This window comes from Cryobacterium tepidiphilum, from assembly GCF_003716325.1.
In the GTDB taxonomy this organism is placed as follows: Bacteria; Actinomycetota; Actinomycetes; order Actinomycetales; family Microbacteriaceae; genus Cryobacterium; species Cryobacterium tepidiphilum.
In genome coordinates, this window is the sequence record NZ_RDSR01000004.1 from 165,055 (window position 1) to 188,321 (window position 23,267).

Here is a 23,267-nt window from a genome sequence, read left to right on the forward strand (position 1 = left end):
ACTGAACGCAGAACCCGTGCCCTCAGCCACCCCCGTGCTTCTCGTCATGGACTTTCAGGACGGCATCGTCGAGCGTCTCGGCACTCCCGATGTCGCCGACGCCGACCCTGAGGTGCATCGAGTGCTCATCGAGAAGGTCTTTCCGCGGCGGGCGGTCGTGGCCACCACCGGCGAGTGGATGGCCACCCTGCCGGCCTGATCGCCCGCACAGCGACCATCGCGGCAGGGCGCCGCAGACGAAAAAAGCCCCGGCAGCGCCGGGGCTTACGTCGTGGGCGATACTGGGATCGAACCAGTGACCTCTTCCGTGTCAGGGAAGCGCGCTACCGCTGCGCCAATCGCCCATTTCCTGCCGGTACCACTGCAGGAATGGAGGTGGATACGGGATTCGAACCCGTGTATACGGCTTTGCAGGCCGCTGCCTCGCCTCTCGGCCAATCCACCGTGCGGGTTCACCACCAAACGAAGAGAACCGCACCTTTCGGTGCGATTCCATTCGAGCGGATGACGAGATTCGAACTCGCGACCCTCACCTTGGCAAGGTGATGCGCTACCACTGCGCCACATCCGCGTTGCTCGCATTTCTGCGTGCTAGGAGACTCTATACCGAACCCATCGCGATATTCAAACTGAGCGCAGCCCACGTTCATGAAGGCCGCCGATGTGCCGAAAAGGCCGCTCGTGGTCTAGTATCGTGAGTCGCGGCTGAACGTGTTTCAGACGCACATTTGGGCGATTGGCGCAGTTGGTAGCGCGCTTCCTTCACACGGAAGAGGTCATCGGTTCGAGTCCGGTATCGCCCACCAGAACGGCCAAATTCGCGCCTCACACCGGCATCGCTCAAGACGCAGGCACACGCGGCGCGAGCCGGCCCGCAGGCAGACCGACTCGCGTTCGTTGCTCAGGGACTCGGTACTACCGGCCCTTCGGGTTGCCGTCGCCGTCGACCTCGATCCTTTCCTGGCGCACGTCCTCGTCGACGGACACGTTGTCGGTCACGGTCTCCTTGTCGAGGCGTACGCGCTCGACCGGAACCGTCTCCTTGTCGACCACGGGGCGCTCCGCGTTGAGGGTGACCTCGTGCTCCTCTTCACTGATGGCGGGACCGTCCAGGGCGTCGCCGCGGTTGCTGTAGGTGATCGGCTCGCGCTCGACCCGCACCTCCTCATGGCTGACCGGCACCGTCTGGGTGACGTTCTCGGTGACCACGTACTTGCGGAGGCGCGCCTTCCCCGACTGCGTGGACTCGGTGCCCACGTTGAGCCGCTCCTCCGACCGCGTCATGGCGTCATCCTTTGTGGGGCCCGAGGTGTCGTGGCCCACCGTGCCGGTCGTGTCGCGCACTCCCCCGGTGTCGCTGCCGGCGTACGTGTCAGCATCTCCGGCGTACGTTCCGCCGCCCGACACCTCGACGTGTCCTGCGTCACCGCTCGTGCCCGTGCCGAGCCCGGAATCGGACGCCGTCTGGCTGTACGACATCCCGTAGTACTCGTAGAGGGTGGCCTCCTCGCTCTCGCTCAGGGCCCCCTCGCTGTCGTCGACGCGCGGTGCATCCTTCACGGTGCCCTTGTCGTAGCCCACCCTCACCTCGTCGCCGCTCACGGTTGCGCCCTGCAGCGGGATAAACGACTCCGACATACCGAAGAGGCCGGTCTTCACGGTGACCCACTCCGGTTCGCCGCTCGCATTGTCGAGGAACACCTGTCCAACACTGCCGATCTTGTCGCCATCCGAACCGATGACGATGCCATTGCCCTGCAGGAGAGCCTGGACCCGCTCTGTGGTGATCATTTTCTGTTCCTATCCGTTGTGGTTCTGCGTTATGTCGTCGCGAGAATGCGGCCGCCACGGCCCCCTCAGGGCGCCGGCGACCGGCCGCGTATGCCCGGCTTCTCATGCGCCGACCGCGATCGTGGAGGCCAAGGTACTGCCGTCTTTCCGCACGCGCTAGGGGCTTCCGGTAATGGCCGGATCGGGTGATTCTGGGTCACAAGACCGTCGAGCGAATGCTGCGACGGATGCCCGAAACCGAACGAACGTGAAGGCGCGAACCATGGCAGAACAGAACAGCGTGGCGAAGCAGCAGCAGGCGCCGGCACCCGACGATTCACGCAAGCCCGACACTCCCACCGAGGTTCACAAGCCCGCCTGGGGCTACGTCCTCAAGCGCTCGCTGGCCGAGTTCTCGCAGGACAAGTGCACCACCCTGGCCGCTGCCCTGACCTACTACGCCGTCCTCGCGATCTTCCCCGCGTTGCTGGCGCTTGTGTCGCTTGTTGGCCTCTTCGGCCAGGCGAAGCAGACCAGCGACCTGCTGCTGCAGATCATCGGGAACTTCGCCGATGCATCCGTTGTCGACACGCTGCGGGGGCCGGTCGAAGCCTTGGCCACCTCGAACAGCGCCGGCCTGGCCCTCGTCATCGGTGTCGTCGCCGCCATCTGGTCGGCGTCGGGTTACGTGAGCGCCTTCTCGCAGGCGATGAATCAGATCTACGAAGTGGATGAGGGCCGGCCGTTCTGGAAGCTTCGTCCGACGGTGCTGCTCATCACGGTGATCCTGCTCGTGCTGGCCGTCGTCGTCGTGCTGCTGCTGCTCATCTCCGGGCCGATCGCCGAGGCGATCGGGCAGGCCCTCGGCCTCGGCGAGACCGTCGTGACCGTGTGGAACATCGCCAAGTGGCCGGTCATCGTGGTCATCGCGGTGCTGATGATCGCGATCATCTACTACGGCAGCCCGAACGTGAAACAGCCGCGCTTCAAGTGGATCAGTCTCGGCGCCGTCATCGCGCTGGTGGTGATGGCGATCGCCTCGTTGCTGTTCTTCTTCTACGTGTCGAACTTCGGCAACTACCAGAAGACCTACGGCAGCATCGCCGGGGTCATCGTGCTGCTGCTGTGGCTCTGGATCGCCAACCTCTCGCTGCTGTTCGGTGCTGAGTTCGACGCCGAGTTGGAGCGTGGCCGGGAACTGCAGGGCGGCATCGAGGCGGCCGAGACCCTCCAGCTGCCCCCGCGCGACGATCGCCAGACTAAGAAGCGCCAGGCGAAGGAGGAGAAGCTCGTCGAGGCCGGCCGCGAACTTCGCGAGGACTCCGGCGACAGCGGCTCAGGCGCCCAGGACCACGGGTCCTCCGACGATGCCTCCAGCAAGAGCCCCCGCCACCGGGGGTCCGGTGACGGGGGCTCATAAGCACCGCCCGGTGATCGGCTGCGCGTCAGGTCACACGGATGCCGCGTGCACCGGGTCGAGGGCGTAGCCGTCCTCGCCGTGCACCACCGTGTCGATCCCGGCCACTTCGGCTTCGCTCGTCACGCGGAAGCCGATGGTCTTCTGGATGGTGAAGCCCAGCGCGAACGCGACCGTGAAGGAGTACAGCAGCACCGCCCCCGCCGCGATCAGCTGCACGGTGAGCTGCCCGAGGCCTCCCCCGGTGAATAGGCCGGTTCCGGTGGCGAAGAACCCGAGGTAGAGGGTGCCGATGATGCCGCCGACCAGGTGGATGCCCACCACATCGAGCGCGTCGTCGAAACCGAGACGGAACTTCAGCTCGATCGCGAAAGCGCACACGACGCCGGCCACGACGCCGAGCAGCAGCGCCCAGCCGGGGGTGAGGTTGGCGCACGCGGGTGTAATGGCCACCAGACCGGCGACGGCACCGGATGCCGCGCCCACCGAGGTCGCCTTGCCGTCCTTGAACCGCTCCACGGCCATCCAGCCGACGATCGCGGCCGCGGTGGCGCCGAGCGTGTTGACGACGATGAGCCCCACGTTGGCGAGCCCGTTGAGCCACTCCGCGCCGGCGTTGAAGCCGAACCAGCCGAACCAGAGCACGGCGGCCCCGATGAGCACGAGCGGCACGTTGTGCGGCTTGGTGATGCCCTTCTGGAACCCCACCCGCTTGCCGAGCACGAGGGCGAGGGCCAGGGCGGCGGCGCCGGCGTTGATGTGCACGGCCGTACCACCCGCGTAGTCGATCACCGCCGGGAGACCCAGCGTGTCACCGAGCCGCATGATCCAGCCGCCGCCCCAGACCCAGGCCGCCACCGGGAAGTAGACGAGCGTGGCCCAGACCCCCGCGAACAGCATCCACGAGCCGAACCGGGCCCGGTCGGCGATGGCGCCCGAGATCAGGGCGACCGTGATGATCGCGAAGGTCGCCCCGAAAGTGGCGCCAAGGAGGTCGGTGTTGGCCGTTGCACCCGCGGCGAGGTGCGCCAGCCCGAAGTCGGCGAACGGGTTGCCGGCGAAGGCCCAGGGCGTGTCGACGACGCTCATGCTGAACCCGTAGAGGATCCACAGCACGCCGATGAGCCCCAGCGCTCCGAAGCTCATCATCATCATGCTGACGACGCTCTTGGCCTTGACCAGGCCGCCGTAGAAGAACGCGACGCCGGGGGTCATGATCAGCACCAGTGCGGTCGCTGTGATGCCCCAGGCAATGCTGCCAGTGTCCATTGTCGTCACCTCTCGAATCGGCTGCCCCGAATGCGAAGGCGAAGGGATGCGAGGTCCGGCCTGGGGCAGGACCCCAGTCTTGGGCGGCCCGGTTACAGCAACAGGCGTGCAATGTTTCGCGGGGGTTACACGAACGCCTCCCGTGTAACGACTTCGTTTCGTCGCGGTTCCGGCGCCGGATCGCGCCGCGCGAGTGCTGCGCCGCGCCGCTCGGCGCGCGAACTACTCGGCGTGCGGCGGCAGTTCCCCTGTGGTCAGCGCCACCATGCGCGACTGCGATCGCTGGTACTTCTTGCGGTATCCACCGGCGAGCATCTCGGCGTCGAACACCTCGTTCAACGGCAGCCCGCTGGCGATGATGGGAATCTCCGCGTCGTAGACCCGGTCGATGAAGGCGACGAGATGCAGCGCATCCGTTTGGTTGGTCAGCAGGAAGACGTCGTCGATCGCGATGACGTCGACGCCGCTGATGATTTTGATGTACTTCGACGGATGCACCGTGCCGAGGTGCCGCATGAGCGCGCCGAAGTCGTCTTGCGTGACGTGCTCGCCGCGCTCGAGCATGACGGAAACCATGCGCTCGAGGTCCTCGGGCTCCACCTTCACGGCCCGGCCGGTGGTGTCGCGTCGCCGGTAATCGAGGCCGTCGATGCGCACCGTCTCGAAGTTGGACGACATCGCCTGGATCTCCCGCAGGAAGTCCGACGCGGCGAACCGGCCCTCGCCGAGCGAGTTCGGCGGGGTGTTCGAGGTGGCGGCGACGCGGGTTCCGGTCTCGATGAGCGCGCCGAGCAGGCGGGTCATCATCATGGTGTCGCCCGGGTCGTCGAGCTCGAACTCGTCGATGCAGATGAGCCGGGCGCCCTGCAGCTGTTTGACGGCGTCGGCAAAGCCGAGCGCCCCCACCAGGGCGGTGTACTCCATGAACGTGCCGAAGTACTTGCGGCCGGGCGCGGCGTGCCAGAGCGCCGCGAGCAGGTGGGTCTTGCCGACGCCGAAGCCCCCGTCGAGGTAGATGCCGGGCAGCTCCAGCTTGGGCTTGCGGCTGCGGGAGAAGAATCCGCCGGGGCGCTGGGCTCGCCATACCGCGGCGAACTCGTGGAGCTTCTCGACCGCCGCGGCCTGCGACGGGAAGTCCGGGTCGGGTCGATAGGACTCGAACGAGGCGTGGTCGAACTGCGGCGGCGGTACCAGTTCGGCGACGATCTCCGCGCCGGTGATCCCGGGCGACCGATCCGCGAGCCGAGGGGGTTGGCGGGTGGCCACTGGCGCCATGGACGAATCACCTGTTTTCTGTGTCGTATTTCTGTGTCGTAGCACTACGAGAAACAACCCCGCGGATGCGCACGCCGCGCCTCGTCGCGTAGATTCGTAGTGCGGGTCGCTGACTAAGCCTAATCCGCACCCCACCAACGCACGCGCGGGCATCCGCGCCACCAGGAGGTTCTTCCATGTCCGTTGAGCTCGATCCGGCCCCCAAGTTCTCCGAGTATGCCCACCCGGAACGGCTCGTCTCGACCGAGTGGCTCGCCGAACACCTGGGCACTCCCGGCCTGGTCGTGGTGGAGTCCGACGAGGACGTGCTGCTGTACGAGACCGGCCACATCCCCGGTGCTGTGAAGATCGACTGGCACACCGACCTCAACGACCCGGTCGAGCGCGACTTCATCGGCAGCGCCGGGTTCGCGGCCATGGCGGGCGCCAAGGGCATCAGCCGCGACTCCACCGTCGTGATCTACGGCGACAAGAACAACTGGTGGGCCGCCTACGCGCTGTGGATCTTCACCCTCTTCGGCCACGAAGACGTCCGACTCCTCGACGGCGGCCGCGACAAGTGGATCGCGGAGGGCCGCGAGGTGACAACGGATGCGCCGCAGCTCACCCCGGCCGACTACCCCGAGGTGGAGCGCAAGGACGCACCGATCCGTGCGTTCAAGGAGGACGTGCTCGCGCACTTCGGGAGCCCGCTCGTCGATGTGCGCTCCCCCGAGGAGTACTCCGGGGAACGACTGCACATGCCGGCCTACCCGGAAGAGGGCGCGCTCCGCGGCGGCCACATCCCGTCGGCAGCCAACGTGCCGTGGGGCCGTGCCGCGGCATCCGACGCCACCTTCAAGAGCCGCGACGAGCTGGAGGCGATCTACAAGGGCGAGGCCGGCCTCACCGATGGCGACGACGTGATCGCCTACTGCCGCATCGGTGAGCGTTCCAGCCACACCTGGTTCGTGCTGAAGCACCTGCTCGGCTTCGAGAACGTGCGCAACTACGACGGCTCGTGGGTGGAGTGGGGAAACGCGGTGCGCGTGCCCATCGTCTTCGGCAGCGAGCCCGGGCAGGCCCCCGCGCCCCGTTGAGAGAAGTGGGACAATGGAGGTGATGACTTCCTCCACCGTGCCGGCCGCCCTGGCCGAGATCCGCGACGACTTCCTCGCCCTGCCGCAGAAGGAGCGCTTGACGCTGCTCCTGGAATTCTCCAACGAGCTGCCGGAGCTTCCCGAGCGCTACCAGGAGCACCCTGACCTCTTCGAGCGGGTCGTCGAGTGCCAGTCACCCGTCTACATCTTCGTGGAGATCGATGACGACGACAGCGTGCACCTGTACGCGACGGCTCCGCGGGAGTCGCCGACGACGCGCGGCTTCGCGTCGATCCTCGCGCAGGGCCTCGACGGCCTGAGTGTCGACGAGGTGCTCGCCATTCCCGACGACTACCCGCAGTCGATCGGGCTCACGGAGGCGGTCTCCCCGCTCCGCATCCGCGGGATGACGGCGCTGCTGGCGCGCACCAAGCGACAGATCCGGGCCCGCCGCGGCGACGCCGCTTCGGCCGGCTAACCCTGTCGAGTAGGTGTTGGGCGCCCCGGTGATGTTCTTGAACGTGTAGGGGTGCCGCCGGAGTTCACTGTCATGGTGGGCACACGGCAAGCGTCGCACGTGTAGGCAAAGGCCCGGTAGGAGCCGCGGGTAACTAGGACGGTCGGATTGCCGGTGCCTCGCGTACATACAGGGACCGTATGCCGCTGAGGTGCGGAGCATGAGCGGTTCAGTTCATGCCGCGGGAATCATGCTTCGCCGCCTTCAATGTGTCTGCTTGAACCGTCCCGGGTTTCATGCCGCCGGTATGTTGGCGGCGTCATCGTTTGATGAGCCGGTATTTCGATCGTAGTAGTTGCGCTCGTATTCCTCGGGCGGGACGTTGCCGAGGTAGCCGTGAAGGCGTTCGTTGTTGTACCAGTCGACCCAGTCGAAGGTGGTCTCCTCGACATCAGCGATCATCCTCAGCGGGCCTGTCCGGAACGGGGATCCCTTCTTGATGGCCTCGTTCTTGTAGAGCCCCATGACCGTCTCGGCAGCTGCGTTGTCGTAGGCGTCGCCGACGCTGCCGATCGAGGCGGTCAAGCCTTCAAGGACGACCGTCTCGGTGAACCGGATCGACGTGTATTGGGCAATTTCCCGAGGGAAGAGCGATGGCGGTCACGCTACTCCGAAATGAGGAAACGTCGGAAGCACCCCAAACAGGGGCAAATGGCTATCGGTACTAGCCAAAGGGTAATGAACTACCCGCGCTGGCGTAACCACAGGGTGATCGCCCCGTTCCACTTCTCCGGGTCGTAGTTCCAGAGCTTGGTGTGCCGGGCCTCGGTAAACGGCACAAAGGTAACAATGTCCGGCCGCCGTTCGGCCAGCCGCCTCGAACCGGTCGACGGCACGAAGCCGTCGTCATCGCTGTGCATGAGCAGGATCGGCAGGTCGAGTTCACCGGCACGCTCGACGAAATCGAGGCGCGCGAAGTCGATGGGCGCGCCCTGGCCGGTGAGACGCCCGCTCCATCCGCTGCCAAGCAGCCGCATGGCGCCCGGGGCGACCACAGCAGGCAGCCGAGCGGATGCACCCTGGTAGGCCACGACATCCGCCCAGTCGATCACGGGAGACTCGAGCACGACACCGGCGATCGACTTCCCGGACCGGGTCGCGGTCTGCAGTGCGATGGCGCCGCCCATCGACCAGCCCATGAGCACAACCTGGCGGGCGCCGTGGGCGCGGGCAAAATCAATGGCGGCATCGACGTCCTCCCACTCGGTGTCTCCGAGCGCGTAGCGGCCGTCGAGGCTGGTCGGGGCGTCGCCGTCGTTGCGATAGCTGACCAGGAGCGAGTTGTACCCCGCGTCGCGGAAGACCGCCACCGCCCGCAGTGCCTCCTGGCGCCGGGTGGCACGCCCGTGCACCTGGATGACCCAGCGGTCACTCGGCTCACCTGCCGGGATGAGCCAGGCGGGCGCCGGGCCGACGGGTGTCTCAACCGTCACGTCGTCGTAGGCGTAGCCGAGGTCGTCGGGGCCGAGAAAGAACCAGCCGCTCAAGCGACCGCGGATGCCGGCGCGCAGGTTGCCGGAGTCGACCGCCAGCAGCTCCCGGGTCACCGTCGCCTTCGTCTCGGCCAAGATCTCGCCCAGGCGGGCGTGGCCGGCCCCGTCGTCGAACCACAGGCCGTACCGGCCGGGCAGTTCGGCATCCGGGTCGCGGCCGAGCGTGATGGTGGGCACGTCAGCGGATGCGTCGACGGCGCGGATCCACACCACCTGCGGCTGCTTGCGGGGTGGCGTGACCACGCGCCGCGCCATCACTGCGGTGAGCACGGCCACCGACGTCACCGCGAGGAACGCGGCGGCGCCGGCCACGGTGCCCGCGACAGCCAAAGCCAGGCGGCCCGCTCCCAGTCCCCCGCCGGCACGCTCGGTCTCGGCTGCCACGCACACCTCCCGTACAGCGGCGTGCCTTAGCGACAGCACCGTGAAAAAACCTTAGTCTGCACTCGTGCCCGAAACAGTGGACCTTGAGGCCCTTCCCCCGGAGTTTGCCGCAGCGGTCGACGCGGTCCGCCGCGCCGAACGACGGCCGGAGCTCGTCATCACCGAGATCCCCGCACCGGGAAGCCTCGCGCCCTACGCTATCGCGTTGGCCGCCGACGTCAATCCCTCCCGGCACGGCAGCGACTCCGACTTCGGCACCGGACGCTTCATCCTGCTCTACGACCCGGCCGAGCCCGAGGAATGGGGCGGCGCCTTCCGTGTGGTCTGCTTCGCCCAGGCTCCCCTCGAGACCGAGATCGGGCTCGACCCGTTCCTGGCCGAGGTCGCGTGGGCCTGGCTCGTCGACGCGCTCGACAGCCGCGGCGCCGCCTACACCGCGGCATCCGGCACGGCTACCAAGATCATCTCCTGCGGATTCGGCGAGCTGGCCCGGCAGGGGGACGGCGCGCAGATCGAGCTGCGGGCCTCATGGACGCCACTGGAGACATCCGTTGGTGCCCATGTCGCCGGCTGGGGAGAGCTGCTCTGCATGCTCGCCGGACTGCCGCCTGTCACCGAGGGCGTCAGCCTGCTCTCCGCACGGCGGGCAGAACGTGGCTGAGCAGGACCTGCGCCGGCACACCGTGATCGACACACGCGAGGCGTACCTCGACGCTGTCGCCCTGATCGCCGCGGGCACCGGACCGGTCGGCGTCGATGCCGAGCGGGCCTCCGGCTTCACCTACTCGCAGCGCGCCTACCTCATCCAAGTCTACCGCCGGGACGCCGGCACCTTCCTGTTCGATCCGCCCGCGATCGGCATGATGAGCGAGCTGAACGAGGCCATCGCCGATGCGGAGTGGATCTTCCACGCCGCCAGCCAGGACCTCGCCTGCCTCCGCGAGGTGGGACTCGACCCGGCGCGCATCTTCGACACCGAACTCGGGGCCCGGCTGCTGAACCTGCCGCGCGTGGGGCTCGGCTCCGTCGTCGAGCAGCTGCTCGGCATCCACCTGGCGAAGGAGCACTCGGCGGCGAACTGGTCGACCAGGCCGCTGCCCGAGCCGTGGCTGGTGTACGCGGCCCTCGACGTCGAACTCCTCCCCGATCTGCGCGACCAGATGGCGATCATGCTCGGCGAGGCCGGCAAATCCGTGATCGCCACGCAGGAATTCGCGGCCGTGCTGGCGCGCGAGGCGAAACCGCAGCGCGCCGAACCGTGGCGCCGCCTGTCGGGGATCCACGCCATCCGCGGTCTTCGCAACCTTGCCATCGCCCGGGAACTATGGCTTGCGCGTGACGGCCTGGCCCGGTCGCTCGACGTCTCCCCCGGCCGGCTGGTTCCCGACGCCGCACTCGTCGCGGCCGCCAAGCACGCCCCGCAGACGCGACAGGCGCTCTCGGCACTCCGCGAGTTCAGCGGGCGCGCCAGCCGCAGCGAACTCGACCGCTGGTGGGGCGCCGTGGAGACGGGCCTGACAACGGATGACCTGCCCCAGGCCAAGTCCGCAACCGACACGCTTCCTCCCCCGCGCGCCTGGGCCGACCGGAACCCGGAGGCAGACCTCCGCTACAAGGCGGCGCGCGCCGCTGTCACGGAGATCGCCGAGAGCATGGAGATCCCGCTGGAGAACCTGCTCACGCCGGAGCACCTGCGGCGGCTCGCGTGGAGCCCGCCCGAGAACGTGGACGAGGCATCCGTTGCCATCGCACTCGACGAACTCGGCGCGCGCCCCTGGCAGGTTGACGTAACGGCACAGCGGATCGCGGAAGCCTTTGTCGATGCCCACCAAGCCGAGGAGCCCGGCGAGGAAACCGCTTCGTAGGAACAGTCAAAGGATTCGGGCGCGCAAATGCCGCCATCCTAGGATCGGTCCGACGTGATCGATCGATGGAGGCATAGTGGCCGAGAGAACTGACGTGGTCTTCGTGGACGGGGTTCGCACCCCGTTCGGACGTGCCGGCGAGAAGGGCATGTACTGGAACACCCGGGCGGATGACCTGGTGGTGAAGGCGATGATCGGGCTCCTGGAGCGCAATCCCGGCCTCCCGGGCGACCGGGTCGACGACGTGGCCATCGCCGCGACGACCCAGACCGGCGACCAGGGCCTCACGCTCGGCCGCACGGCGGCTCTGCTCGCCGGCCTGCCGAAATCGGTGCCCGGGTTCGCGATCGACCGGATGTGCGCCGGCGCGATGACCGCCGTCACCACCATGGGGTCGGCGATCGGGTTCGGCGCGTACGACGTCGCCATCGCCGGCGGCGTGGAACACATGGGCCGGCACCCGATGGGATTCGGCGCCGACCCCAACCCGCGGTTCCTCGCCGAGAAGCTCGTGAGCGAGGACGCGCTCGTCATGGGTGCCACGGCCGAGCGCATCCACGACCGGTTCCCCCAGTACACCCGGGAACGCTCCGACCGGTATGCGCTTCGCAGCCAGCAGAAGCTCGCCGCCGCCTACGAGGCCGGCAAGATCCAGCCCGACTTGATCCCCGTCGCCATCCGCAGCGACAACGGATGGGGACTCGCCACGCGCGATGAGGCGCCCCGCCCCGACACCACGCTCGAGGGCCTGGCCGGCCTGAAGACCCCGTTCCGGCCGCACGGCCGCATCACGGCCGGCAACGCGTCGGGCCTGAACGACGGCGCCACCGCGTGCCTCCTCGCCAGCGGCCGGGCGGCGAAGGAACTCGGCCTGTCGGTCAAGATGAAGATGGTGGGCTTCGCGTTCGCGGGCGTTGAGCCGGAGGTCATGGGACTCGGCCCCGTCCCCTCGACTGAGAAGGCGCTCCGCAAGACCGGCCTGACCATCGACGACATCGGCCTGTTCGACCTGAACGAGGCGTTCGCCGTGCAGGTGATCTCCTTCCTCGACCATTTCGGGATCGATGACGACGACCCCAGGGTCAACGAGTACGGCGGCTCGATCGCGGTCGGACACCCGCTCGCGTCCTCCGGCGTACGGCTGATGACCCAGCTCGCCCGGCAGTTCGAAGACCACCCGGAGGTGCGCTACGGCATGACGGCGATGTGCATCGGCCTCGGGCAGGGCGGCACCGTCATCTGGGAGAACCCGAACTACGACAAGAAGGCGAAGTAACCGTGACCGACTACTCCACCATCGACTTCAGCCCCCTCGTCGAGCTGTCGGGCGACGAGGTCGTCACGCACTCCTTCGTGCGCGACGTGCCGCTCTCCGGCGGTCGCACGCTCGCCCTCGTCACCCTCGACAACGGCCGCGACCACACGCGGCCGAACACGCTGGGCCCGGTGTCGCTCCTCGAATTCGCCGAGCGTATGGACGAGCTCAAGGAGCGTGCATCCCGCGGTGAGATCCACGGCGTGGCCGTGACGGGCAAGCCGTTCATCCTCGCGGCCGGTGCCGACCTCAGCAAGGTGAGCGAAATCCCATCCGTTGAGGCCGGCAAGCGCCTCGCTCAGCTGGGGCACTACGCACTCGGCAAGCAGGCCGAGCTGGGCGTGCCGTCGTTCGTCTTCATCAACGGCCTCGCCCTCGGCGGCGGCCTGGAGATCGCCCTCAACGCCGACTATCGCACGGTCGACGCATCCGTGCCGGCGATTGCACTTCCCGAGGTGTTCCTGGGGCTGATCCCGGGCTGGGGCGGCTCGTACCTCCTGCCGAACCTGATCGGCATCGAGAACGCGCTGAACGTCATCATCTCGAACCCGCTCAAGAACAACCGCACCCTGAAGGGCCAGGACACCCTCGACCTCGGCATCGCCGACGCCCTCTTCCCCTCGGCCGCCTTCCTCGAGAACTCCATCCGCTGGGCCGACGGAGTCATCGCCGGCACCACGAAGGTGTCCCGCCCGAATGTTCCCGGCAAGGTGGAGCGGCTGGTGAAGTGGGACGCCGCGATCGGCATCGCGCGCAAGACGCTGGAGAGCAAGATCGGCACGGTGGCGAAGTCGCCGTACGCGGCCCTCGAGCTGCTGCGCGCCGCCAAGAGCGGCACGAAGGCGGAGGGCTTCGAGCGCGAGGACGACGTGCTGTCGACGCTCATCGCGGGCGACCAGCTGCAGGCCAGCATCTACGCCTTCAACCTGGTGCAGAAGCGCGCCAAGCGGCCCGCCGGCACGCCGGACAAGGCACTGGCGAAGCCGGTCACCAAGGTCGGCGTCATCGGTGCCGGGCTCATGGCCAGCCAGTTCGCGCTGCTGTTTGTGCGGCGCCTCCGGGTGCCGGTCGTGATCACCGACCTCGACCAGGCGCGCGTCGACAAGGGGCTCGCCTACATCCGTGACGAGATCGGCGCCCTCGAGGCCAAGAAGCGCATCTCAACGGATGAAGCCAACCGGCTCCGCGCGCTCGTCACCGGCACGACGGACAAGGCCGACTTCGCCGATGCCGACTGGGTGATCGAGGCCGTGTTCGAAGAGCTTGCCGTGAAGCAGGACGTCTTCGCGGAGATCGAGAAGCACATCTCCCCCACCGCGGTGCTCGCCACCAACACCTCCTCGCTCTCGGTGGAGAAGATCGGGCTGAAGCTCGAGCACCCGGAGCGACTGGTGGGCTTCCACTTCTTCAACCCGGTCGCGGTCATGCCGCTGATCGAAGTGGTCAACGCCCCGGCGACCGACGAGGCGACCCTCTCGACCGCGATGGTCATCGCCGGCAAGCTCCGCAAGAACGCGGTGATCACCCGCGACACCCCGGGGTTCGTGGTGAACCGCATCCTCGCCAAGCTGCTCGGTGAGGCGATGCACGCCGTCGACACGGGCACGCCGTTCGAGGTCGTCGACCACGCCCTCGACGGTTTCGGACTGCCGATGAGCCCGTTCGAGCTGCTCGAGCTCGTCGGCCTCAAGGTCGGCGCGCACGTGCTCGATACGCACCACGCCGCGTTCCCCGACCGCTTCTTCGAGAGCGACAACCTGCACAGGCTCGCCGAGTACGGCACGATCCTCGAGCGCGACGCGAAGGGCCGCATCAAGGGCTTCGACAAGGGAGCCGTGAAGATCGTCGCCGGCGGCACCTCGCGGATGACCGCGGAGGAGATCCTCCGGCGGGTGGAGGACGGCCTGGCCGACGAGATCAAGCGGATGCTGGACGACGACGTCGTGCACGCCGCGGAGGACATCGACCTGTGCATGATCCTCGGGGCCGGCTGGCCGTTCCAGATGGGCGGCGCAACCCCGTACCTCGACCGCGTCGGTGCGAGCGAGCGGGTCTTCGGCGACACGTTCCACCACCCGCCCGTTCGCGGCGTCGGGGCCTAGCCCGGAGTTGCGCGGGTTGAACGCCGCTGCGCGGGCTGAATTCAGCCCGCGCAGCGGCGTTCAACCCGCGTACCGCGTGGGCGACCCCGTCTAGCGGTTGAGGGGGGTCATGTCGGCGTAGCGGTCGCCGGCTGGCGCGTCGATCGCGTCGAGGGTCGCGAGTTGGTCGGCGGTCAGCGCGATCGCATCCGCTGCCACGTTCTCCTCGAGCCGGGAGACGCGCTTCGTGCCGGGAATCGGCGCGATGTCGTCGCCCTGGGCGAGCAGCCAGGCCAGGGCCACCTGCGCCGGGGTGGCCCCGATCTCGCGGGCGACGGCATCCACGTGTTCCACGATGCGGATGTTCGCGGTCAGGTTCTCGCCGGCGAACCGCGGGTTGTGGCGCCGGAAGTCGTCCTCATCGAGCTGGTCGAGCGAGCGGATGGCGCCGGTGAGGAACCCGCGTCCGAGCGGCGAGTACGGCACGAACCCGATGCCGAGCTCACGCACGAGCGGCAGGATCTCGGACTCCGGGTCACGGGACCAGAGCGAGTACTCCGTCTGCAGTGCCGTGACCGGGTGCACCGCATGGGCGCGGCGGATCGTCGCCGGCGCGGCCTCGGACAGGCCATAGTGCCGGATCTTGCCCTCCGAGATGAGGTCGGCCAGTGCGCCGACGGTCTCCTCAATGGCCACATTCGGGTCCATGCGGTGCTGGTAATACAGGTCGATGTGGTCGGTGCCGAGGCGCTTCAGTGACCCCTCCACCGAGATGCGCACGTTCTCCGCGCTGCCGTCGAGGCCCCGGCTGCCGTCGCCCCGATGCAGGATGGTGCCGAACTTGGTTGCGATCACCACCTTGTCCCGGCGCTGCCCGAGGGCCGTGCCGAGGAGCTCCTCGTTCAGGTATGGCCCGTAGATCTCGGCGGTGTCGAAGAACGTGACGCCCAGGTCGATGGCGCGGTGGATGGTGCGGATCGACTCGGCGTCGTCGGCGCGGGCGCCCGAGTAGAACGCCGACATTCCCATGCAGCCGAGGCCGATGCGCGAGACGTCGAGCCCTGCTGAGTTGCTGCCGCTGCCGAGTGTGATGTGCTTCATATGTTGCCTCCCGTGAGCAGGCTAGCCCCGATTCCCCGTACCCGCCCCTGACCACGTTCGGTCGGCTCGCTGGCGCTCCGGCGGTAGCGATCCGCCGCGGAGGGCGCGCCGAAACGTGGTCAGACCTGGCGACCGTGGGTCGGACGGCGTCAGACGCGGCGTGCAGACGCGGCCTGCAGGCGCGGCGGCAGACCCGCCGTGCAGACGCGGCGTGCAGACGCGGCGTGCAGACGCGTGGGGCGCGGTCAGGCGCCGGGGCGGACGCCGATCGGGATGGAGCCGGTGTTGGTGCCGTCGGCGGCGAGGGGCCTCGCCACGGGCAGCTTCCGTCCGCCGACCATCGCCGCGACATCCGCTGTGATCTGCTCGGGAGTGAGCCCGGCCGCGGCCAGGATCTCGCCGCGCGAGCCGTGCGCGAGGAATTCGTCGGGGAGGCCCAGCTCGGTGACCGGGGTATCGACGCCGGCGCCGCGAAGGTCCTGGCGGATGCGGGTTCCGATGCCGCCGACCCGCACGCCGTCCTCGATGCTCACCACCAGACGGTGCCGGGCGCCGAGCGTAATGACACTCTGCGGCACCGGGATCACCCAGCGCGGGTCCACCACGGTGACGCCGATGCCCTGCGCGGTGAGCCGGCCGGCCACATCGAGGGCGATCACGGCCATGGGTCCGACGGCGACGATCAGGACGTCCTGGCGGGGGTCGTCGGCGAGCACGTCGACGCCGTCGTCGAGGCGGCGCACGGCCGGCAGTTCCGACCCGACGCCGCCCTTCGGGAAGCGGATGACCGTGGGCGCGTCTTCCACGCGCACCGCCTCCGCGAGCTCCTCACGCAGCCGGGGCGCGTCACGCGGGGCCGCGAGGCGGATGCCGGGCACGACCTGGAGGATCGAGAGGTCCCACATGCCGTGGTGGCTGGGACCGTCGGGCCCGGTCACGCCGGCGCGGTCGAGCACGAAGGTGACGCCGGCCTTGTGCAGGGCGACGTCCATCAGCACCTGGTCGAAGGCGCGGTTCATGAAGGTGGCGTACAGGGCCACGACGGGGTGCAGGCCGCCGAAGGCGAGGCCGGCAGCGGATGTCGCGGCGTGCTGCTCGGCGATGCCCACGTCGTGCACGCGCCCGGGGAACCGCTCCGCCATGCGGTGCAGCCCGGTGGGCCGGAGCATCGCGGCCGTGATGCCAACGAGTCGTTCGTTGGCGGCCGCGAGCTTCACGAGCTCGTCGGCGAAGACGGACGTCCAGGACGGCGCGGTCGCGGACTCGATCGATTCCCCGGTCTCCGGGTCGATCTGCCCGACGGCGTGGAACTGGTCGGCGACGTCCTGCACGGCCGGGTCGTAGCCCTTGCCCTTCTGGGTGATGGCGTGCACGATCACCGGGGCGCCGTAGTGCTTGGCCTGCCGGAGTGCCTCCTGCATCGCCTCGACGTCATGCCCGTCGACGGGGCCGATGTACTTGATATCGAGGTTGGAGTAGAGCGCCTCATTGTTCGTGAACCGACTGAGGAAGCCGTGCAGGCCCCCGCGCACGCCGCGATACACGGCGCGGCCGGGGGCGCCCAGGTGGTCGAAGGCCTTGCGGCTGGTGACGTAGAGGTCGCGGTAGCTGCGGCGGGTGCGGACGGTGTTGAGGAAGCGCGCCATGCCGCCGATAGTCGGCGCGTAGGAGCGGCCGTTGTCGTTGACGACGATGATCAGGCGACGGTTGTTGTCGTCGCTGATGTTGTTGAGCGCTTCCCAGGTCATTCCGCCGGTGAGCGCGCCGTCGCCGACGACGGCGATGACGTGCCGGTCGTGCTGGCCGGTCATCTCGAAGGCGCGGGAGATGCCGTCGGCCCACGACAGCGAACTGGAGGCGTGCGAGCTCTCGACGATGTCGTGCTCGGACTCGCTGCGCTGCGGGTAGCCGGCCAGGCCTCCGGACTGGCGCATCCGGCTGAAGTCCTGCCGCCCGGTGAGCAGCTTGTGCACGTAGGACTGGTGCCCGGTGTCGAAGACGATCGCGTCGCGCGGCGAGTCGAAGACCCGGTGGATGGCGATGGTCGTCTCGACCACGCCGAGGTTGGGCCCGAGATGCCCGCCGGTCTTCGCGATCTCAGCGACCAGGAAGTCGCGGATCTCGCCGGCGAGCTGCACGAGCTGGTCCTTCGAGAGAGCATCGAGGTCGCGGGGACCGGTGATCGCCTCCAGAAGGGTCATGCCAACCGCCTTTCATGAAGCTGGGCGGACGCGCAGCTCGAATGCCTCGAGTCTACGCGCCCGCCCAGAGGGGGCTTCCCTGGCTACGCGGCCAGCGAACGCAGCACGTACTGCAGGATTCCGCCGTTACGGTAGTAGTCCGCTTCACCCGGGGTGTCGATGCGAACGACCGCGTCGAACTCGATCGTCTGCTTGCCGGCGGGCGAGTGCTCGCTCGGCGCGGCGACGACGTGCACGGTCTTGGGCGTTGCGCCGTTGTTCAGTTCCTCGATGCCCTCGATCGAAACGATCTCGGTGCCATCGAGCCCGAGCGAGTCAGCGCTCGCGCCCTCGGGGAACTGGAGCGGAATGACGCCCATGCCGATGAGGTTCGAGCGGTGGATGCGCTCGAAGCTCTCCGCGATGACCGCCTTGACGCCGAGGAGCACGGTGCCCTTGGCCGCCCAGTCGCGCGACGAACCCGAGCCGTACTCCTTGCCGCCGAAGATCACCAGCGGCGTTCCCTGCGCCTGGTAGTTCTCGGAGGCGTCGTAGATCGTCTCCTGCGGTGCGTCGGCCTTCGTGAAGTCGCGCGTGAAGCCGCCCTCGACGCCGTCGAGGAGCAGGTTCTTCAGGCGGATGTTCGCGAAGGTTCCGCGGATCATGACCTCGTGGTTGCCGCGGCGGGATCCGTAGGAGTTGAAGTCCTTGCGGTCCACGCCGTGCGCGGCGAGGTACTTACCGGCGGGGCTGTCGGCCTTGATCGAACCGGCGGGACTGATGTGGTCGGTCGTGACCGAGTCGCCGAGCTTCGCCAGCACGCGCGCGCCGGAGATGTTCGTCACCGGGGTGAGCTCCATGGTCATTCCCTCGAAGTACGGGGGACGACGCACGTATGTCGACTCAGGGTTCCACTCGAACGTGGCGCTGCTGGGCGTGGCCAGGCTCTTCCAGCGTTCGTCGCCCTCGAAGGCGCTCGCGTACTGGCGGAGGAACATCTCGGAGTCGATGGACTCGTCGATGGTCTTCTGCACCTCGGCCGGGTCGGGCCAGATGTCGCGGAGGTAGACCTCATTGCCCTCGGTGTCGGTGCCCAGCGACTCGTTGTCGAAGTCGAAGTCCATCGAGCCGGCGAGGGCGTACGCCACCACGAGTGGCGGGCTCGCCAGGTAGTTCATCTTCACGTCGGGGTGGATGCGGCCCTCGAAGTTGCGGTTGCCCGAGAGAACCGCCGTGACGGCCAGGTCGTTCTGGTTGACGGCCGCGGAGATCTCGTCCTCGAGCGGACCCGAGTTTCCGATACACGTGGTGCAGCCGTAGCCGACGAGGTAGAAGCCCAGGTCCTCGAGGTGACTGGTGAGGCCGGCCTTCTCGTAGTAGTCGGTGACGACCTTCGAGCCCGGCGCCAGGGTGGTCTTCACCCATGGTTTCGACTTCAGGCCCTTCTTGTTGGCGTTGCGCGCCAGGAGGCCGGCGGCGAGCATGACAGACGGGTTCGACGTGTTGGTGCACGACGTGATCGCGGCGATGGCGACCGAACCGTTGTCGATCGTGAAACCGCGGCCGTCTTTGAGGGTCACGTCGGTGGGCCGCTTCAGGAGGCGCTGCGTCTGCTCCGGCGCGCGGTCCGCGTCGGTGGTGTCGCGGAGCCGGTGCGCGGACTGCTCGTCCTGCGCCGTGAGCCCGGGCGGGTCGGAGGCCGGGAAGGAGTCCTCGATGGAGGCGTCGACGCCGGAGAGGCGAAGCGGCGCGTAGTTCTCCAGGTCGCGCTCGAACTGGGCCTTCGCCTTGGAGAGCTCGATGCGGTCCTGCGGGCGCTTCGGGCCCGCGATCGACGGCACGACGGTGCCGAGGTCGAGCTCGAGGTACTCGCTGTAGACGGGCTCCACGTCGGGGTCGTGCCACATCTTCTGCTCCTTGGCGTATGCCTCGACGAGAGCCACCTGGTCGGCGCTGCGCCCGGTGAGGCGCAGGTAGTCGAGGGTGACGTCGTCGATCGGGAACGTGGCAGCGGTGGAGCCGAACTCGGGGCTCATGTTGCCGATGGTCGCGCGGTTGGCGAGCGGCACCGATGCGACGCCGGAGCCGTAGAACTCGACGAGCTTGCCGACCACGCCGTGGCGGCGCAGCATCTGCGTGATCGTGAGCACGATATCCGTTGCCGTCACACCGGTGGGGATCGTGCCGGTCAGCTTGAAGCCGACGACCTTGGGGATGAGCATGGAGATGGGCTGGCCGAGCATGGCGGCCTCGGCCTCGATGCCGCCTACGCCCCAGGCGAGAACGCCGAGGCCGTTGACCATGGTGGTGTGCGAGTCGGTGCCGACGCAGGTGTCCGGGTAGGCCTGGACCGCGCCGCCCACCTCGCGCACCATGGTGACGCGGGCGAGGTGCTCGATGTTGACCTGGTGCACGATGCCGGTTCCCGGCGGGACGACCTTGAAGTCGTCGAACGCGGTCTGCCCCCAGCGCAGGAACTGGTAGCGCTCACCGTTGCGCTCGTACTCGATCTCGACGTTGCGCTCGAAGGCGTTCTCGGTGCCGAAGAGGTCGGCGATGACCGAGTGGTCGATGACGAGCTCGGCGGGGGCGAGCGGGTTGATCTTCTCGGCGTCGCCGCCGAGGGCGACGACCGCCTCGCGCATCGTGGCGAGGTCGACGATGCAGGGAACACCGGTGAAGTCCTGCAGGATCACGCGGGCAGGCGTGAACTGGATCTCGGTGTTCGGTTCGGCCGTGGGAACCCAGTCGCCGAGGGCGCGGATGTGCGCTTCGGTGATGTTGGCGCCGTCCTCCGTGCGGAGGAGGTTCTCCAGCAGCACCTTGAGGCTGTACGGAAGCTTCTCGTAGCCAGGGACCGCGTCCAGGCGGAAGATCTCATACTCGTTCGAGCCGACCTTCAGGGTGTCTTTGGCTCCGAAGCTGTTGACCGCAGTCTTGGTCGGCTCCGGATTCGGTTGCGCCGATAGTGTTGGCACGATTCCCTCTCCTTCGTAGGAAGCTGGCGGGGAGCCGCCGGCCGTTCTCAATGTTCGTGGCCCCGGGCCCGCTCGTCCAGCAAGGCTAGCCTAAGCCGCGTGCCGCGGAAGCGGCAGGTCCACCCACGCCAAACTATCTCGACGTCGAGATAACTCTAGTCCACTCGCGGGGTCACACGCTCACGGTAGAGCGAACGGACGACGAGCCACGAGACGACCAGAAGCGGCGCGTACAACGGGATGCCCATGAGCAGCTTCATGGCGCCGAGCCAGGCGATGTTGCCGGAGAAGTACAGCGGGAGTTCGACCGCCAGGCGCAGGAGGAACAGCCCGGCCCAGCAGTAGGTGAGGATCGTGAGCACGCGGCGCTTCACCGGGTCGCCGCGCCAGGCCACCCCGTCACCCATGAGGAAGCCCACGGCGAGTCCGATGAGCGGCCAGCCGACGACGGCGGAGACGAGGAACGCGAGCGCGTATGCGGCATTGGTGAGAAAACCGGTGACGTAGAAGTCCTCAGCGCGTCCGGTGATGAGCGACAGGACGGCGCTGATCCCGATGCCGGCGAGGCCGCCGAGCGCCGGCGTCACCGGCTGGCGCTGCAGGAGCCTCGCGAGCACGAAGAGAACGCCGAGCGCTACGGGGGCGGCGAGCGACAGCACGAGGTCTCGGGTGAGGGTGTACAGCACCACGAAGACCAGGCCGGGCAGCACCGCTTCGACGATGCCACGGATGCCGCCCATGGCGCCCAGGAGCACGTGGCCGGTGATCGGCTCGGTATCGGTCGCCGCTCCGAAGCCCGCGCGCCGTGCGGCCTGCGCGAGGCTGTCACCGAGCGCGGTGGGCACGGCGGGCTGCTCGTCTGGCTGTGGGACGCGTTCGGGTTCGGTGCTCATAGGGGTTCGAGGCTCACAGACGTTCGGTGCGCACAGGCGTTCGGTGCGCATAGGCGGATGCCGCGGGTCACGCCTCGGCGGTCTCGCCGCTCGGGGCCGTCGGCATCCGCAGCGGGATCAGGTCCCGCGGCGGCATGGGCGTGGTGCCACGCACGACGACGAGGCTGCGGAACAGTTCGTCGATCTTTGCCGCGGCCTCCGCGTTGACGGCGCCTTCGCCGGCGATCACGCCGCGGAGGAACCAGCGCGGGCCGTCGACGCCGATGAAACGGGCCAGGCGGGTGGTGCCGGTGGCTCCCTGGCCGGCGGCCACGGGGATCTCCGCGACGAGTTCGGGACCGAACGGCCCTTCGCGCAGGCTGGTCGAGCCGCCCTGCTTACCGATCTGGTCGGCGATCTGGTCGCGGATCTCGTGCCACAGCCCGCTGGAACGCGGCGCGGCGAACGGCTGCACCTGGAGGGTGGACTCCGCGTAGTCGAGGCCGACGGCCACGACGCGCTTGCTCTCCTCCTCGATCTCGAGGCGGAGGTGGAGGCCTTCGCGCGGCAGGATCTTGATGCCGCCGAGGTCGACGTAGGGCCGCACGGGGTTGGCTTCGGACTCGTCGAACGGGCCCTCGGTCTCGCGGTCCTCCGGTGCGGACTTCGGCATCGGTTCGGGGATGTCGCCTGGGATGTCGCTCATGAGGTTGCTCCTGACTGGTTCGGGTTCTGCCCCGCGGTGGCGTAGCCGGTGGATCCGAATCCCCCCTCGCCGCGCTGGCTGCCGGGCAGCTTCTCCACGGGGACGAAACGCGCCCGAACCACGGGCATGATCACCAGCTGGGCGATGCGGTCTCCCGCGGAGATGGCATACGGTTCTGTGCGGTCCGTGTTGAGAAGGGTGACCTTGATCTCGCCGCGGTAGCCGGCATCCACTGTGCCCGGCGAGTTGACCACCGTGATGCCGTGCTTACTGGCGAGGCCGCTGCGCGGGACGACGAAGGCGGCGTAGCCGTCTGGCAGTGCGATGGACACCCCGGTGGGGACCATCGCCCGCTCCCCCGGCGCCAGCTCCACCGACGCGGTCGCGTGCAGGTCGGCACCGGCATCTCCTGGGTGGGCGTACTGCGGTATGGCGGGCGCGTTGATAAGGACTTCGACGGTTTCTACCACGTGTCGAGGGTAGTGCAGATATCTGATCGAATAGAGCCATGCCGGAATATCACGAGAAACTGTGGCCGGCGCCGTGGCTGTTCGTGGCCACCGCGCTCGTCATACCCGCCAGCCTGCTGGTCTTCCTGCCCATCTCGCTGATCGCGGGCATCGTGACGGCGATCGTGCTGTACGTCGGCTGCGTGGTGCTCCTTCTCCTGTCTGCGCCCACGCTCGATGTGCGCGACGGGCGCCTCACCTGCGGGCCGGCACAGATCGACGTGAACCTGCTCGGGGAGGCAGAGGCGTTCGCCGACGCGGAGGCGACGCAGGAACGCGGCCCCCGGCTTGACGCCCGTGCCTGGCTGCTGCTGCGCGGCTGGGTGCAGCCGGTGGTGCGTATCCCCATCCTCGATCCAGACGACCCTGCCCCCTACTGGCTGGTGTCCACGCGGCACCCACAGAAACTGGCCGCCGCGATCAACGGATCGCGACGGCCAGTTCCAGGGAGCTGAT

General features: G+C 68.2%; 20 protein-coding genes and 4 tRNA genes. 10 read left to right on the forward strand and 14 right to left on the reverse strand.

All coding sequences use genetic code 11. The annotated features are described in order from the left end of the window. Positions 1 to 16 precede the first annotated feature (16 nt). Positions 17 to 199, forward strand: a complete 183-nt coding sequence (locus EEJ31_RS14080; protein WP_233563716.1) for a hypothetical protein — start codon at positions 17 to 19, stop codon at positions 197 to 199. Positions 200 to 272: 73 nt separating this feature from the next. Here EEJ31_RS14080 and EEJ31_RS04095 read toward each other — a convergent pair. From EEJ31_RS04095 to EEJ31_RS04105, 3 genes are all read right to left on the reverse strand, one after another. After that, a tRNA-Val gene (locus tag EEJ31_RS04095) sits at positions 273 to 344 on the reverse strand. Between the two features lie 26 nt (positions 345 to 370). After that, positions 371 to 444 (reverse strand) — tRNA-Cys (locus EEJ31_RS04100). A gap of 55 nt (positions 445 to 499) precedes the next feature. After that, a tRNA-Gly gene (locus tag EEJ31_RS04105) sits at positions 500 to 571 on the reverse strand. Between the two features lie 159 nt (positions 572 to 730). On the opposite strand from EEJ31_RS04105, the gene EEJ31_RS04110 reads away from it, so the two are divergent. After that, positions 731 to 806: transfer RNA gene (locus EEJ31_RS04110), tRNA-Val, on the forward strand. Positions 807 to 915: 109 nt separating this feature from the next. Here the strand turns inward: EEJ31_RS04110 and EEJ31_RS04115 are convergent. Next, positions 916 to 1,791 (reverse strand): DUF2382 domain-containing protein, encoded by an 876-nt coding sequence (locus EEJ31_RS04115; RefSeq protein ID WP_123045020.1) that lies wholly within the window; start codon positions 1,789 to 1,791, stop codon positions 916 to 918. A 262-nt stretch (positions 1,792 to 2,053) separates the two neighbouring features. On the opposite strand from EEJ31_RS04115, the gene EEJ31_RS04120 reads away from it, so the two are divergent. After that, positions 2,054 to 3,190: a YihY/virulence factor BrkB family protein gene (locus EEJ31_RS04120; protein WP_123045021.1), complete on the forward strand. Its 1,137-nt coding sequence runs from the start codon at positions 2,054 to 2,056 to the stop codon at positions 3,188 to 3,190. A gap of 30 nt (positions 3,191 to 3,220) precedes the next feature. Here the strand turns inward: EEJ31_RS04120 and EEJ31_RS04125 are convergent, their stop codons facing one another. Both EEJ31_RS04125 and zapE read right to left on the reverse strand, forming a co-directional pair. Further along, the gene (locus EEJ31_RS04125) at positions 3,221 to 4,456 is read right to left on the reverse strand and encodes an ammonium transporter (RefSeq protein WP_123045022.1); all 1,236 of its coding nucleotides are present in this window, start codon (positions 4,454 to 4,456) and stop codon (positions 3,221 to 3,223) included. 222 nt (positions 4,457 to 4,678) lie between these two features. Beyond that, entirely contained in the window at positions 4,679 to 5,731 is a 1,053-nt protein-coding gene (zapE, locus tag EEJ31_RS04130) for a cell division protein ZapE (RefSeq protein ID WP_123045023.1), read from the reverse strand. Between the two features lie 176 nt (positions 5,732 to 5,907). Here zapE and EEJ31_RS04135 point away from each other — a divergent pair, with 176 nt between their 5' ends. Together EEJ31_RS04135 and EEJ31_RS04140 are read left to right on the forward strand one after the other, a co-directional pair. Further along, positions 5,908 to 6,810: a sulfurtransferase gene (locus EEJ31_RS04135; protein WP_123045024.1), complete on the forward strand. Its 903-nt coding sequence runs from the start codon at positions 5,908 to 5,910 to the stop codon at positions 6,808 to 6,810. Between the two features lie 22 nt (positions 6,811 to 6,832). Further along, positions 6,833 to 7,288: a SufE family protein gene (locus EEJ31_RS04140; protein ID WP_123045056.1), complete on the forward strand. Its 456-nt coding sequence runs from the start codon at positions 6,833 to 6,835 to the stop codon at positions 7,286 to 7,288. Positions 7,289 to 7,561: 273 nt separating this feature from the next. On the opposite strand, the gene EEJ31_RS04145 is transcribed toward EEJ31_RS04140, so the two are convergent. Both EEJ31_RS04145 and EEJ31_RS04150 read right to left on the reverse strand, forming a co-directional pair. Beyond that, a complete protein-coding gene (locus EEJ31_RS04145; protein ID WP_158603894.1) occupies positions 7,562 to 7,852 on the reverse strand; it encodes an integrase core domain-containing protein in 291 nt (96 codons plus the stop codon). Positions 7,853 to 8,010: 158 nt separating this feature from the next. Further along, positions 8,011 to 9,204 (reverse strand): alpha/beta hydrolase family protein, encoded by a 1,194-nt coding sequence (locus EEJ31_RS04150; RefSeq protein WP_233563717.1) that lies wholly within the window; start codon positions 9,202 to 9,204, stop codon positions 8,011 to 8,013. A 64-nt stretch (positions 9,205 to 9,268) separates the two neighbouring features. Between EEJ31_RS04150 and EEJ31_RS04155 the strand changes: the two genes are divergently transcribed. The 4 genes from EEJ31_RS04155 to EEJ31_RS04170 all read left to right on the forward strand — a co-directional run bounded on the left by EEJ31_RS04155 (position 9,269) and on the right by EEJ31_RS04170 (position 14,486). Then, positions 9,269 to 9,865, forward strand: a complete 597-nt coding sequence (locus EEJ31_RS04155) for a DUF3000 domain-containing protein (protein ID WP_123045026.1) — start codon at positions 9,269 to 9,271, stop codon at positions 9,863 to 9,865. Between the two features lie 7 nt (positions 9,866 to 9,872). Beyond that, complete coding sequence (locus tag EEJ31_RS04160; RefSeq protein WP_233563721.1) at positions 9,873 to 11,069, forward strand: HRDC domain-containing protein; 1,197 nt, start codon at positions 9,873 to 9,875, stop codon at positions 11,067 to 11,069. A gap of 76 nt (positions 11,070 to 11,145) precedes the next feature. Continuing rightward, positions 11,146 to 12,345 (forward strand): thiolase family protein, encoded by a 1,200-nt coding sequence (locus EEJ31_RS04165; protein ID WP_123045028.1) that lies wholly within the window; start codon positions 11,146 to 11,148, stop codon positions 12,343 to 12,345. Positions 12,346 to 12,347: 2 nt separating this feature from the next. After that, the gene (locus EEJ31_RS04170) at positions 12,348 to 14,486 is read left to right on the forward strand and encodes a 3-hydroxyacyl-CoA dehydrogenase NAD-binding domain-containing protein (protein ID WP_123045029.1); all 2,139 of its coding nucleotides are present in this window, start codon (positions 12,348 to 12,350) and stop codon (positions 14,484 to 14,486) included. Between the two features lie 90 nt (positions 14,487 to 14,576). Here EEJ31_RS04170 and EEJ31_RS04175 read toward each other — a convergent pair whose 3' ends face one another. From EEJ31_RS04175 to dut, 6 genes are all read right to left on the reverse strand, one after another. After that, complete coding sequence (locus EEJ31_RS04175; protein ID WP_123045030.1) at positions 14,577 to 15,566, reverse strand: aldo/keto reductase; 990 nt, start codon at positions 15,564 to 15,566, stop codon at positions 14,577 to 14,579. Positions 15,567 to 15,811: 245 nt separating this feature from the next. Beyond that, complete coding sequence (dxs, locus tag EEJ31_RS04180) at positions 15,812 to 17,767, reverse strand: 1-deoxy-D-xylulose-5-phosphate synthase (RefSeq protein ID WP_123045031.1); 1,956 nt, start codon at positions 17,765 to 17,767, stop codon at positions 15,812 to 15,814. Between the two features lie 83 nt (positions 17,768 to 17,850). After that, entirely contained in the window at positions 17,851 to 20,724 is a 2,874-nt protein-coding gene (acnA, locus tag EEJ31_RS04185) for an aconitate hydratase AcnA (protein ID WP_123045032.1), read from the reverse strand. Positions 20,725 to 20,879: 155 nt separating this feature from the next. Next, positions 20,880 to 21,617, reverse strand: a complete 738-nt coding sequence (locus EEJ31_RS04190) for a DUF3159 domain-containing protein (RefSeq protein ID WP_123045033.1) — start codon at positions 21,615 to 21,617, stop codon at positions 20,880 to 20,882. Between the two features lie 67 nt (positions 21,618 to 21,684). Then, positions 21,685 to 22,302: a DUF3710 domain-containing protein gene (locus tag EEJ31_RS04195; protein WP_123045034.1), complete on the reverse strand. Its 618-nt coding sequence runs from the start codon at positions 22,300 to 22,302 to the stop codon at positions 21,685 to 21,687. Next, positions 22,299 to 22,772 carry a dUTP diphosphatase gene (gene dut / locus EEJ31_RS04200; RefSeq protein ID WP_123045035.1) on the reverse strand — a complete coding sequence of 158 codons (474 nt, stop codon included), beginning with the start codon at positions 22,770 to 22,772 and terminating at the stop codon, positions 22,299 to 22,301. Before dut ends, EEJ31_RS04195 begins: the two co-directional genes overlap by 4 nt. A 38-nt stretch (positions 22,773 to 22,810) precedes the next feature. Here dut and EEJ31_RS04205 point away from each other — a divergent pair, with 38 nt between their 5' ends. Then, positions 22,811 to 23,266, forward strand: a complete 456-nt coding sequence (locus tag EEJ31_RS04205; protein WP_123045036.1) for a DUF3093 domain-containing protein — start codon at positions 22,811 to 22,813, stop codon at positions 23,264 to 23,266. Position 23,267: the final 1 nt, after the last annotated feature.

Coding starts and splice junctions, on each gene's coding strand:
- EEJ31_RS04175 (WP_123045030.1), bottom strand. CDS start 15,566: ATGAAGCACATCACACTCGGCAGCGGCAGCAACTCAGCAGGGCTCGAC.
- EEJ31_RS04190 (WP_123045033.1), bottom strand. CDS start 21,617: ATGAGCACCGAACCCGAACGCGTCCCACAGCCAGACGAGCAGCCCGCC.
- dxs (WP_123045031.1), bottom strand. CDS start 17,767: ATGACCCTTCTGGAGGCGATCACCGGTCCCCGCGACCTCGATGCTCTC.
- EEJ31_RS04125 (WP_123045022.1), bottom strand. CDS start 4,456: ATGGACACTGGCAGCATTGCCTGGGGCATCACAGCGACCGCACTGGTG.
- EEJ31_RS04195 (WP_123045034.1), bottom strand. CDS start 22,302: ATGAGCGACATCCCAGGCGACATCCCCGAACCGATGCCGAAGTCCGCA.
- EEJ31_RS04120 (WP_123045021.1), top strand. CDS start 2,054: ATGGCAGAACAGAACAGCGTGGCGAAGCAGCAGCAGGCGCCGGCACCC.
- EEJ31_RS04115 (WP_123045020.1), bottom strand. CDS start 1,791: ATGATCACCACAGAGCGGGTCCAGGCTCTCCTGCAGGGCAATGGCATC.
- EEJ31_RS04135 (WP_123045024.1), top strand. CDS start 5,908: ATGTCCGTTGAGCTCGATCCGGCCCCCAAGTTCTCCGAGTATGCCCAC.
- EEJ31_RS04205 (WP_123045036.1), top strand. CDS start 22,811: ATGCCGGAATATCACGAGAAACTGTGGCCGGCGCCGTGGCTGTTCGTG.
- zapE (WP_123045023.1), bottom strand. CDS start 5,731: ATGGCGCCAGTGGCCACCCGCCAACCCCCTCGGCTCGCGGATCGGTCG.
- EEJ31_RS04140 (WP_123045056.1), top strand. CDS start 6,833: ATGACTTCCTCCACCGTGCCGGCCGCCCTGGCCGAGATCCGCGACGAC.